General features: G+C 61.5%; 7 protein-coding genes. 3 read left to right on the forward strand and 4 right to left on the reverse strand.

What is annotated here, in order from left to right; genetic code table 11:
• Positions 1–12: 12 nt before the first annotated feature.
• The 3 genes from mgtA to ACM6IN_RS14950 all read right to left on the reverse strand — a co-directional run bounded on the left by mgtA (position 13) and on the right by ACM6IN_RS14950 (position 5,238).
• Positions 13–2,712, reverse strand: a complete 2,700-nt coding sequence (gene mgtA / locus ACM6IN_RS14940) for a magnesium-translocating P-type ATPase (protein WP_414916272.1) — start codon at positions 2,710–2,712, stop codon at positions 13–15.
• Positions 2,713–3,289: 577 nt separating this feature from the next.
• A complete protein-coding gene (locus tag ACM6IN_RS14945; protein WP_414916273.1) occupies positions 3,290–4,624 on the reverse strand; it encodes a lysine N(6)-hydroxylase/L-ornithine N(5)-oxygenase family protein in 1,335 nt (444 codons plus the stop codon).
• Between the two features lie 131 nt (positions 4,625–4,755).
• A complete protein-coding gene (locus ACM6IN_RS14950) occupies positions 4,756–5,238 on the reverse strand; it encodes a sigma-70 family RNA polymerase sigma factor (protein WP_414916284.1) in 483 nt (160 codons plus the stop codon).
• Positions 5,239–5,559: 321 nt separating this feature from the next.
• Here ACM6IN_RS14950 and ACM6IN_RS14955 point away from each other — a divergent pair, with 321 nt between their 5' ends.
• Genes ACM6IN_RS14955 through ACM6IN_RS14965 form a run of 3 tightly spaced genes read left to right on the forward strand, consistent with a single transcriptional unit; the run spans position 5,560 to position 10,099 of the window.
• Entirely contained in the window at positions 5,560–6,723 is a 1,164-nt protein-coding gene (locus tag ACM6IN_RS14955) for an efflux RND transporter periplasmic adaptor subunit (RefSeq protein ID WP_414916274.1), read from the forward strand.
• Entirely contained in the window at positions 6,724–8,697 is a 1,974-nt protein-coding gene (locus tag ACM6IN_RS14960) for a MacB family efflux pump subunit (RefSeq protein ID WP_095111775.1), read from the forward strand.
• Between the two features lie 7 nt (positions 8,698–8,704).
• Positions 8,705–10,099: an efflux transporter outer membrane subunit gene (locus ACM6IN_RS14965; RefSeq protein ID WP_414894161.1), complete on the forward strand. Its 1,395-nt coding sequence runs from the start codon at positions 8,705–8,707 to the stop codon at positions 10,097–10,099.
• 181 nt (positions 10,100–10,280) lie between these two features.
• Here ACM6IN_RS14965 and ACM6IN_RS14970 read toward each other — a convergent pair whose 3' ends face one another.
• Positions 10,281–11,906 carry a PvdJ/PvdD/PvdP-like protein gene (locus ACM6IN_RS14970; RefSeq protein WP_414916275.1) on the reverse strand — a complete coding sequence of 542 codons (1,626 nt, stop codon included), beginning with the start codon at positions 11,904–11,906 and terminating at the stop codon, positions 10,281–10,283.
• Positions 11,907–12,074: the final 168 nt, after the last annotated feature.

The raw sequence follows: 12,074 nt of genomic DNA on the forward strand, positions 1-12,074 counted from the left end.
GCAATCCTGCGGTTATTGCCAGCCGAACCGGCGGATGTAGAAGCCTTTCACCGCCTGGGTCAGCGCCATGTACGCCAGCAGAATCACCGGCAGGAACACGAAGTACAGCGATGGCAGCGCCTGCAATTTGAAGTAGTGCGCCAGCGGCCCCATCGGCAGAAAGATGCCGACCGCCATGATGATCCCGGTCATCACCAGCAGCGGCATGGCGGCGCGGCTTTGCAGGAACGGAATCTTCGGCGTGCGGATCATGTGTACGATCAGCGTCTGGGTCAGCAACCCGACCACGAACCAGCCGGACTGGAACAGGGTCTGGTGATCCGGGGTGTTGGCGTCAAACACGTACCACATCAAGGCGAACGTGGTGATGTCAAAGATCGAACTGATCGGGCCGAAGAACAGCATGAAGCGCCCGACATCGCCCGGCTGCCAGCGTTGCGGTTTTTTCAGCATTTCCTCATCGACGTTATCGAATGGAATCGCAATCTGCGAAATGTCGTAGAGCAGGTTTTGCACCAGCAGGTGCATCGGCAGCATCGGCAGGAACGGAATGAACGCGCTGGCCACCAGCACCGAGAACACGTTGCCGAAGTTGGAACTGGCGGTCATCTTGATGTACTTGAGCATGTTGGCGAAGGTGCGCCGCCCTTCGAGCACGCCCTCCTCCAGCACCATCAGGCTCTTTTCCAGGAGGATGATATCGGCCGCTTCCTTGGCGATGTCCACCGCACTGTCCACGGAAATGCCGATGTCGGCGGTACGCAGCGCGGGCGCGTCGTTGATGCCGTCGCCCATGAAGCCGACTACATGGCCGTTGCCTTTGAGGATGCGCACGATGCGTTCCTTGTGCGACGGCGTTAGCTTGGCGAAGACATTGGTGGTTTCCACGGCCACGGCCAGTTCAGCATCGCTCATGCGCTCGACGTCGTTGCCCAGCAGCAGACCTTGTTGCGCAAGGCCCACTTCGCGGCAAATCTTCGCGGTGACCAGTTCGTTATCACCGGTCAGCACCTTCACTGCCACACCGTGTTCAGCCAAAGCCTTGAGCGCTGGCGCGGTGCTTTCCTTCGGCGGATCGAGGAACGCCACATAGCCGATCAGCGTCAGTTCATTTTCATCAGCCAAGCTATAAGTGTCGCGACCTTCCGGCATCGAGCGGGCAGCCACCGCCACCACACGCAAGCCTTCAGCGTTGAATGCTGCGGTGACCTGACGAATCCTGGTCAGCAATTCATCGCTCAAGGCTTCATCGACCTCGCCATGACGCACGCGGCTGCACACCGCCAGCACTTCTTCCACCGCACCTTTGCAGATCAGTTGATGTGGCTGGCCACGTCCTTCGACCACCACCGACATGCGCCGACGATTGAAGTCGAACGGGATCTCATCGACCTTGCGAAACGCCGTGCCGACTTTCAGTTCACGGTGGATTTCCACGTGCTCCAGTACGGCAACGTCGAGCAGGTTTTTCAGACCGGTCTGGTAGTAGCTGTTGAGGTAGGCCATCTCCAGCACGTCATCGGAGTCTTCGCCCCAGACATCGACATTACGCGCGAGGAAGATCTTGTCCTGAGTCAACGTGCCGGTCTTGTCGGTGCACAGCACGTCCATGGCGCCGAAGTTTTGAATCGCATCAAGACGTTTGACGATGACTTTTTTACGCGACAGAAACACCGCGCCTTTGGCCAACGTCGAGGTGACGATCATCGGCAGCATTTCCGGGGTCAGGCCAACGGCAATCGACAGCGCGAACAGCAGCGCTTCAGTCCAGTCGCCCTTGGTGAAACCGTTGATGAACAGCACCAGCGGCGCCATGACGAACATGAAACGGATCAACAGCCAGCTGACTTTGTTGACGCCTTGCTGGAACGAAGTGACCGCGCGATCAGTGGCGCCGACACGCTGGGCCAAAGCACCGAAATAGGTGCTGTTGCCGGTGGTCAGAATGACCGCCACAGCGGTGCCGGACACTACGTTGGTGCCCATGAACAGGATGTTGTCCAGCTCCAGCGGATTGCGCGTGTCGCGATCAGCCTGACGCGGAAATTTTTCCACCGGCATCGATTCACCGGTCATCGCCGCTTGGCTGACGAACAGATCCTTGGCGCTGAGCACGCGGCAATCAGCAGGAATCATGTCACCGGCCGAGAGCACGATCAGATCGCCCGGCACCAGTTGCTTGATCGGCAATTCGCTGCGCGGCGCATCACGGCGCATCACCGTGGCGGTGTTGCTGACCATGGCTTTCAGCGCGTCGGCGGCCTGGTTGGATTTGCTTTCCTGCCAGAAGCGCAGCAGCGTCGACAGCACCACCATGGAAAAAATCACCACGGCGGCTTTGAGGTCTTCGGTCAGCCACGAGATCACCGCCAACAACGTCAGCAGCAGGTTGAACGGGTTTTTGTAGCAGTGCCACAGGTGCGTCCACCACGGCAGAGGCTGCTCATGTTCGACTTCGTTGAGACCGTATTGCGCACGCAGCGCATCGACTTCGAAATCAGTGAGGCCATCGGAGTGCGTGCCCAATGACGACAGCAATACACCGCTGTCGCACTGCGCGGCATCGACCAACGTGTTGGCTAGCGTGGGCGGGACTTCACGGCTGACCGTGGTGTCGTTGATCGATTCCAGCAGCGCCAGGCGACGGAAGTGCCGGGCGATGTGGCGGGTCCGCAGAAAACCTGCGAAGAATTCCTTGAGCGTAAGTTTCATGGCTGTTGCCCCTATGGTCAGCCGGGAAACCGTCAAGCAGGTACGGCCGCGCCTCGTCCGCCGGAAAAACCGGCACGGCAAGGCCTGGCGCGCCGGTCAGAAACGACAGGCGTGTCGATAGGGCTGCGATCACGACGATAAAGTCGCAATCACGCTCTGTTCAGCGTCGATGAGAAGGAACGTCCAGACATGGCCCAGGACGGGTCATGCACGGGATGCCGCTGCTCGCTGTTACGGCGAGACAACGGCAGAGAAAGGCTGCGCGTTATCTTGCCGAGAATCTGCCGGTTACCGAGACCGGCCGACAACTGTCACTCGAACAAGTACCCACTGTGGGTCTCCGCTATTGATGAAAACGCGCGAAGCTTACGCCCCGATGATGTGAGAGTAAACCGGCAAAAGGAGGTGTGTCGGGGAATGTGGGGGATGTTCAGGAAGGGTTCAGGATGATCGTTCCCACGCTCTGCGTGGGAATGCAGCCCGGGACGCTCCGCGTCCCTATCGAAGGCCGAACGCGGAGCGTCTGTTGAGGCATTCCCACGCAGAGCGTGGGAACGATCTGGCCTGGAAATCGGCGTTAGCTGGCAGTCGCCAACAACAGATCCGCCATCGAACGATGCCCACGGTTCTTGCCATGCTCATACAGCGAGCCGGCAATCTCGTCCGCGCGGATCGGCAACACCGACAGCAACGTGTCGCTCAGACCATGGCTGGCCTGGCAGAAGCCCTGCATGTAGATGCCGGCCTTGCAGCGTTCGTCGGTGATCAGTTTGTAGTTGCGATCGACCTCGAAGTCGCCGAGGTATTCTTCCAGCGGTGCCAGCAGTTTGCGGTGCATCTGCCGCTCGTAACCGGTGGCCAATACCACCGCATCATAGTTGCGCACGGTGACTTCGCCGGTGGCGTTGTTGCGCAGAGCCAGTTCGATACCGTTGTCGGTGGCGGTGGCTTTCTCGACGGTAGTCAGGGTGCGGAACGCGTGGCGGGCAATCCCCGAGACTTTCTGGCGATAGAAGATGCCGTAGATGCGTTCGATCAGGTCGATGTCGACCACCGAATAGTTGGTGTTGTGGTACTCGTTGACCAGACGCTCACGCTCGGCGCTGTTCTGCTGGAACACCAGATCGGTGAACTCCGGCGAGAACACCTCGTTGACGAACGGGCTGTCATCGGCAGGCTTCAAGGCCGAACCGCGCAGGATCATGTCGACCTGCACCGACGGGAACGAATCGTTCAGGTCGATAAAGGCTTCTGCGGCGCTCTGCCCGCCACCGATGATCGCGATGCTCATCGGCTGATTGTTCACGCACGGCTGCTTGGCCATTTGCGACAGGTATTGCGAATGGTGGAACACACGGGTGTCACCTTTCAGTGCCTTGAACGCCTCCGGAATGCGCGGCGTGCCACCGGCGCTGACCACCACCGAACGAGTGGTCCGTACATGCTGCTGGCCGTCGCTGCCACGGGAAATCACGCGCAGCGCCTCAACCTGTTGGTTGTGCAGCACCGGCTCGATGGTCAGCACTTCTTCGCCGTAACGGCTCTGCTCGGTGAACTGCCCGGCGACCCAGCGCAGGTAGTCGTTGTACTCCATGCGGCACGGATAGAACGTGCCGAGGTTGATGAAGTCGACCAGACGACCGTGGTGTTTGAGGTAATTGACGAACGAGTACGGGCTGGTGGGATTGCGCAGGGTCACCAGATCCTTGAGAAAGGAAATCTGCAACTCGCTCTGCGTCGACAGGGTGTTGCCGTGCCAGCTGTAGTTGGCCTGCTTGTCGAGGAACAGCACATCCAGCTCGCCGTGGGTCGGCCCGCGCTCTTGCAGAGCGATGGCCAGCGCCAGGTTCGAAGGGCCGAAACCGACGCCGATCAGGTCGTGAACGATGGGCGATGCAATTGCCTGTGTCATTTCCAGTGTCCTCTGGATGAACCCCTCAACGCGGGGATAAAGCCTGGGTGGCCTGACCGGCCTGAATCAGGTCAGCAGGTCGTCTGTTGAGTAGGAACGAGGACGATGAACGGAAATTTAACCAGCAAGGATCAATGGGCATCCCATTGTTTAATCCGCAAGCGGCAATGTTTCATGGCGTTGACGATGTGTTTTTCTACCAACGCCTTGGAAATCCCGAGGTGCTCGGCAATTTCCGGATGGGACAGACCTTCGATCTTGCGCAGCAGAAAACTTTCACGGCAACGCGGCGGCAACTCGGCCAGCGCGCGCTGGAGCATCTCCAGACGCTGGCTGTGGTCAAGCGTGCCATGGGGCGACGGGGTGAAATAGCGTTCTTCACTGTCCAGCACATCGAGTGATTCGACCTGGCGCAAGGCGTTGCGCCGATGATCATCGATGACCAGGTTCAATGCCGTGCGGTAAAGGAAGGCCCGCGGTTGTTCGATCGGCGTGTCGCTGGAACGCTCCAGCACCCGCACATAAGCGTCATGCACCACATCTTCGGCCACCTGACGGTTGCCCAGCTTGGCGTTAAGGAAACACACCAGCTCACGATAGTAGTTTTCCAACATGACTCCCGACCGCATCGATGCAGTTCCTGTCCTTGAGCACACTGATCCCGCCACGGAATTGGCAGTAGCAAGATAGTGGCAACTTGAGGTGCGTAATTTATAGTAATTCTCATATAGATTTAAAGAGCTGATTCCACATCCCGACCAAATAGTCCTGCCCGGACACCTGTTACATGATGTGTTGGCGCTTAAATTCCCTTGCCCATGCATCGTTTACAGGACAGCTCCCCGTATCTGTCGTGCCATGCGACAGCGTTCAGCGCCCCTGCACGCCTGTGTACTGGCCGAATGACGGGCCGAACCCACTGGCCGGAACCCTGCATGAAACGTCCCCGCCCCGCCCGACGCGCCTTGTTCGCCGCCCTTTGTCTGATTCCCGTGATCGCCGTTGCCGCGTGGCAAGTCCTGCCGCCGGGGCGCGACGCCCTCGCCACGGTGCAAGTGACTCGCAGCAGTATCGAAAACAGCGTGACCGCACTGGGCACGTTGCAGCCACGCCGTTACGTGGATGTCGGTGCGCAGGCCTCCGGGCAGATTCAGAAGATTCATGTCGAGGCTGGCGATGCGGTCAAGGAAGGCCAGTTGCTGGTGGAGATCGACCCCTCCACGCAAAAGGCCAAACTGGATGCCGGGCGGTTTTCCATCGAGAACCTCAAGGCGCAGCTGCAGGAGCAACGCGCCCAGCACGATCTCGCGCAACAGAAATACCAGCGCCAGCAAAAGCTCGCCGCCGGTGGTGCCACCCGTGAAGAAGACGTGCAGACGGCTCGCGCCGAAGTCCGCGCGACACAGGCCCGCATCGACATGTTCCAGGCGCAGATCCGTCAGGCTCAGGCCAGCCTGCGCAGTGACGAAGCGGAACTTGGCTACACACGCATTTATGCACCGATGAGCGGCACAGTCGTGGCCGTCGGCGCCCGGGAAGGCCAGACACTCAATGCGCAACAGCAAACCCCGCTGATCCTGCGCATCGCCCGGCTCTCGCCGATGACCGTATGGGCCGAGGTTTCCGAAGCGGACATCGGCCACGTCAAACCCGGCATGACCGCCTACTTCACCACCCTCAGCGGCGGTAGCCGACGCTGGAGCAGCACGGTACGGCAGATTCTGCCAGTGCCACCGCGCCCGCTCGAACAGAATCAGGGCGGCAGCCCCACCAGCGGTCGCAGCGGCAGCGAACGCGTGGTGCTCTACACCGTGTTGCTCGACGTCGACAACGCTGACAACAGCCTGATGACCGACATGACCGCGCAGGTGTTCTTCGTTGCGCAACAGGCACAGGACACCCTCACCGTGCCGACCGCCGCCCTGCAACCCGGCTCACGGCCGCAGTGGCAACGCGCGCAGATCGTCGCCGCCAACGGCGAAATCCAGGCACGTGACGTGCGCACCGGCATCAGCGACCGTTTGCGCACACAAGTGCTTGAAGGCCTGGTCGAAGGCGATCACATCCTCAGCGCGCCGGCCACCGGCAGCGGAGGCTGAATGCAAACCCCTCTGATTGACCTGCGGCAGATCCGCAAATCCTACGGCGGCAATGACAGCCCGCTGGTGGAAGTATTACGCGGTATCGACCTGTCGATTCATGCTGGCGAGTTCGTCGCGATCGTCGGCGCATCCGGCTCCGGCAAATCGACTTTGATGAATATTCTCGGCTGTCTCGACCGCCCTACCAGCGGCGAATATCGCTTCGCCGGCGAAGATGTCGCCCAGCTCGATACCGATGAACTGGCCTGGCTACGCCGCGAAGCGTTCGGTTTTGTGTTCCAGGGTTATCACCTGATTCCGTCCGGCTCCGCCCAGGAAAACGTCGAGATGCCGGCCATCTACGCCGGCACCCCGGCCGCCGAACGCCACGCCCGGGCCAGTGCCTTGCTGGAGCGGCTCGGCCTGGGCAGCCGCACCGGCAACCGCCCGCATCAGCTTTCCGGCGGTCAGCAACAGCGGGTGTCGATTGCCCGGGCGTTGATGAACGGCGGCCACATCATTCTCGCCGACGAACCCACCGGTGCCCTCGACAGCCACAGCGGCGCCGAGGTCATGACCCTGCTCGACGAACTCGCCGGTCAGGGCCATGTGGTGATTCTCATCACCCACGACCGCGAAGTCGCGCAGCGGGCCAAACGCATCATCGAGATTCGTGACGGGCTGATCATCAGCGACACCGCCGAACAGCCGTCAGCGCCACCACGCAGCGCCAACCCCGGCGCCTTGCAAGCCGTGGATCTGCGCCAGCGCCTGAGCACCGGCAGCACCGAGACCGGCGCCTGGAAAGGTGAACTGGTCGACGCCGTGCAAGCGGCGTGGCGGGTCATGTGGATCAATCGTTTTCGTACTGCGCTGACACTGCTGGGGATCGTCATCGGCGTGGCCTCGGTGGTGGTGATGCTGGCGGTGGGCGAAGGCAGCAAACGCCAGGTGATGGCACAGATGGGCGCCTTCGGTTCCAACATCATTTACCTCAGCGGCGCCGCGCCCAACCCGCGCACGCCACCGGGCATCATCACCCTCGACGACGTCGCCGAGCTGGCCGCCCTGCCCCAGGTGGAACGGATCATGCCGGTCAACGGCTCGACCGCTGGCGTGCGTTTCGGCAACGCCGACCACAGCAGTTACGTCGGTGGCAACGACACCAATTTTCCAACCATTTTCAACTGGCCGGTGGTTCAGGGCAGTTACTTCACCCAGGCCGATGAAGACAGCGCCGCCGCCGTGGCGGTGATCGGTACCAAAGTGCGCGACAAGCTGCTCAAGGATGTCGCCGACCCGATCGGCCAGTACATCCTGATCGAAAACGTGCCGTTTCAGGTGCTCGGCGTTCTCGCGGAAAAGGGCTCGAGCTCCGGCGATTCCGACAGCGACAACCGCATCGCCGTGCCCTACTCGGCGGCCAGCACGCGCCTGTTCGGCAGCCGCAATCCGGAATACGTGGTGATCGCCGCCAAGGACGCACGCAAGGTCAAAGACGCCGAGCAGGCGATCGAACAGGCGATGCTGCGGCGGCACAACGGCAAGAAGGATTTCGAACTGACCAACAACGCCGCAATGATTCAGGCCGAAGCACGCACGCAAGGCACGCTGTCGCTGATGCTCGGCGCCATTGCTGCAATCTCTTTGCTGGTCGGCGGTATCGGCGTGATGAACATCATGCTCATGACCGTGCGCGAACGCACCCGGGAAATCGGTATCCGCATGGCCACGGGTGCACGACAGCGCGACATCCTGCGCCAGTTCCTCACTGAAGCGGTGATGCTCTCGGTGGTCGGCGGCATTGCCGGCATCAGTCTGGCGATGCTGGTCGGCGGCGTGCTGTGGTTCAGCGGCGTGGCGATCGCGTTTCAATGGCTGGCCGTCATCGGTGCTTTCGCCTGCGCGCTGGTCACCGGCGTCCTCTTCGGCTTCATGCCTGCCCGCAAGGCTGCCCGGCTCGACCCGGTCACGGCCCTTACCAGTGAATGATCGATCTATGAAAGCGCCACTGACACTCCTTGCCGCCAGCCTGTTGCTGGCGGCCTGCAACAGCCCTGCGCCGCGCCCCGACAGCGGCGTGCAGCCACCGCCCGCGTGGCAGTCGCCTGAGCAGCCCGGTGCCGTGCAGAGCAACCGCCAATGGTGGACGCAGTTCGGCAGCCCCGAACTTGATCGACTGGTCGAACAGGCGCGACTGGGCAGCCATGACCTCGGCGCCGCTGTTGCGCGAGTCAGGCAAGCCCAGGCCAGTGCGACGATTGCCGGCGCCCCGCTGCTCCCGGAAATCAAGGCCGGGCTCAATGCCAATCGACAGAAACTGTTGCACGGCAAAGGCTATAGCCAGCTGGACGTCAGCCCGGATAATCGCTCGCTGGATTATTACGACGCCGAGTTGAGCGCCAGTTACGAAATCGACTTCTGGGGCGGCAAACGCGCGGCCCGCGACAGCGCCGTATTCGGCGTCCAGGCCAGCGAATTCGACCGTGCCACCGTCGAGCTGACCCTGCAAAGCGGCGTGGCCAGCAGCTACACCCAAGCCTTGGCGTTGCGCGAACAGGCGCGCATTGCCGAACTCAATCTGGCCAATGCGCAGAACGTCCTGCACCTGGTGCAAACCCGTTTCGACGCCGGCAGCGCCACCGCGCTGGAACTGGCCCAGCAAAAAAGCCTGGTAGCGGAACAGCAGCGCAAATTGCCGCTGGTGCAACAACAGGCCCGCGAAGCCTTGATCACCCTCGCCGCCCTGCTCGGCCAACCAGTGCAGACACTGTCGTCACCGCAACAGTCGTTCGAACAGTTGCAGTGGCCGAATATCGCCAGTGGCGTGCCCAGCGATCTGCTGAGCCGGCGTCCGGACATCGCCAGCGCCGAAGCCAAACTGGCAGCGGCTCAGGCTGACGTCACCGTCGCTCGCGCGGCCATGTTGCCGAAAATCACCTTGACCGCCAGCCTCGGCACCGGCGCCGATCTGGCGGCGGACCTGCTGCGCACCACGTTCTACAACCTGTCTTCCGGCTTGACCGCGCCGATCTTCAACAACGGTCGCCTGAGCGCCGAGCGCGACAAGGCCAAGGCGCGTCAGGACGAACTGCTGGAAACCTATCGAGGGGCGATCATCAATGGCTTCGCCGACGTGGAAAAAGCCCTGAGCAGCATTCGCGGCCTCGACGAACAGCGCCAGTGGCAAAGCGAAGAGCTGAGCCAGGCGCAGACCGCGTTCGACATCGCGCAAAGTCGTTATCAGGCCGGTGCCGAAGACTTGCTGACGGTGCTGCAAACCCAGCGCACTTTGTATGCGGCGCAGGATATGAATGTGCAACTGCGCTTGTCGCGACTGCAGGCGAGCATTGCCTTGTACAAAGCGTTGGGCGGTGGCTGGCAGGTTATCTGACAGCAACATCTCTTGTAGGAGCTGTCGAGTGCAACGAGGCTGCGATCTTTTGATCTTGCTTTTAAGAGTCAAGATCAAAAGATCGCAGCCTTCGGCAGCTCCTACACGGGGATCGTGTCGTGACTGATTGAATTCTCGGGGCAAAAAAAATCGCAGCACCAGGCTGCGATTTTTTTTGCGCTTAGAGTTGCCGGCCTTTCACTTTCAGATGCCGGGCATACCACGGGCGCTGCGGCACTTTGCGGAACAGCTCGGCCATGTTGTCTTCATCGCCAAACGTGATGCGCAACGCCAGCTTCATGGTTTCCGGGTCCATTTCCACCGAACGGCCGATTTGCAACCCCGGCACGGTGCTGCAGCCATGGGTGTCCGGCCCCAGCCAAGGATCGTCGACCTCAACCCAGCGCCCCGGCGCAAACCACGGCACACCGTTGACTTCCAGCCGGCTGACTTCGCCCGGGTGGAAACGCTCATGTGCACGGAACCAGTCTTCGATACGGTCATCGATCCAGCCGTGGAAACGCCAGAACACCGGGTTCACATGGGAGGAAAACGGGTCGCCGAGAAAGTCGTTTTCCGGCGCATACCAGCGCGCCGCGAAGTCCGCCTGATCGCGCGCCATCGGCACCGGAATGTTGTTGGACGGATCCCGCGCCACCGACGCCCAGCGCATGTGCAGCCAGTCGTGCAGGCCCAGTTCGACTTCCGAGCCGAACTGGCCGAGGCTGAGTTTCGCCAGGTAGCGTGGGTCGCGGTACTGCGATTCCCACACCTGGAAATTGCTGTGGTAGGTCTCGGCCGCTTTGATGTCGCTGACCCACTTGGTGTACTCGTCGTCACCTTCGGTCAGCCAGGTGGGCGGCAGCGCGTCACCGTCGTGATTGTCGAAATAGCGGGCGAAGCCCTGGCGGTCACGCTCCAGTTCCGGCTGCGGCATCGGGAAGGCCTGCCATGACGGCAGATCCTGCATCGAACGGGCCTTGCCGAGCATGTGCCGGTGCATGAAGAAGAAGTCGATGCCCGAACCATTGCGATCCTTGCTCGGCCCACGGGCATCGCGCTCCTTGTCACGGGGGCCGGGTTGCCAGCCGATACCGCGCAGGGCGTCGCGTTTTTTCTCCGAGAGTTTGTGCCACTTGTCGCGGCTGGCGTGCCAGAGCTGGTGGAACAGGCGATGTTCCGGCGCGACCAGCCACGCCAACAGCGTCGGGTTCAACCCGGTGCGTTCGCGGGCCTCGGGAAAACGTCGCTTGATGGCGATGAAGTGATTGTCCAGTTCGGGCAGCGCCAACGGCCGATCCAGGCGCAACACTTGCCCGGTGAACGTGCCACTGCCGGCATTGCCGAATGCCGCCCAGACTTCGTCGAGTTTGACTTTGAATTCGTAGACCGGCGGCGCGTGCGGCGCATCGGTACGCATCAGCCGCCAGTACAATTCGGCGCCGTTGCCCGGTGCCAGATCGCCGATCACTTGATAACGCGCAGGTTCTGCTGAACGCAGATTGGCACCGGTATCGAGAAACCCACGCAGGCCGCGACCCCGGTGGGCAATGTCGAGAAACAGCTCCAGGCCTTCGCGTGGCAAGCCATCGAGCCCCGCCGCAGCGCCGCTGAAACGGATATCCCAGACGCCGCGCAGGTTGTCCGCCAACTGTTGACCAGCCGTATCGGCCAGGTCGACCGTGGCCTCTCCCGGGGTGATCGGAAACTCCTCGCGGGTCAGCTCACGATGTGCATAAAAAGCGGCAGGCAGCGCGGCGCCCGTGAGTGCCATGCCCGCCATGAACCAGCGTCGAGAGATCGTCATTGCCCTACCTGTGTCAGCCATGAAGCAGGCTTTATCCAAGCTAGAACGTTTGCTCGCCGGGGAAATTTACGGCCCCGGCAAAAGATCGCGATGCGCCGTCAGCGCTTTTCCTGCGCGCGACTAAATTACCCGCCCGGCCACTCGTTCCTCCCAGATAGCAAAGGCCCC

Origin of the sequence: Pseudomonas sp. IT-P395, assembly GCF_949767675.1 — a bacterium.
Lineage (GTDB): Bacteria > Pseudomonadota > Gammaproteobacteria > Pseudomonadales > Pseudomonadaceae > Aquipseudomonas.

Coding starts and splice junctions, on each gene's coding strand:
- ACM6IN_RS14970 (WP_414916275.1), bottom strand. CDS start 11,906: ATGACGATCTCTCGACGCTGGTTCATGGCGGGCATGGCACTCACGGGC.
- ACM6IN_RS14965 (WP_414894161.1), top strand. CDS start 8,705: ATGAAAGCGCCACTGACACTCCTTGCCGCCAGCCTGTTGCTGGCGGCC.
- ACM6IN_RS14945 (WP_414916273.1), bottom strand. CDS start 4,624: ATGACACAGGCAATTGCATCGCCCATCGTTCACGACCTGATCGGCGTC.
- ACM6IN_RS14950 (WP_414916284.1), bottom strand. CDS start 5,238: ATGTTGGAAAACTACTATCGTGAGCTGGTGTGTTTCCTTAACGCCAAG.
- ACM6IN_RS14955 (WP_414916274.1), top strand. CDS start 5,560: ATGAAACGTCCCCGCCCCGCCCGACGCGCCTTGTTCGCCGCCCTTTGT.
- ACM6IN_RS14960 (WP_095111775.1), top strand. CDS start 6,724: ATGCAAACCCCTCTGATTGACCTGCGGCAGATCCGCAAATCCTACGGC.
- mgtA (WP_414916272.1), bottom strand. CDS start 2,712: ATGAAACTTACGCTCAAGGAATTCTTCGCAGGTTTTCTGCGGACCCGC.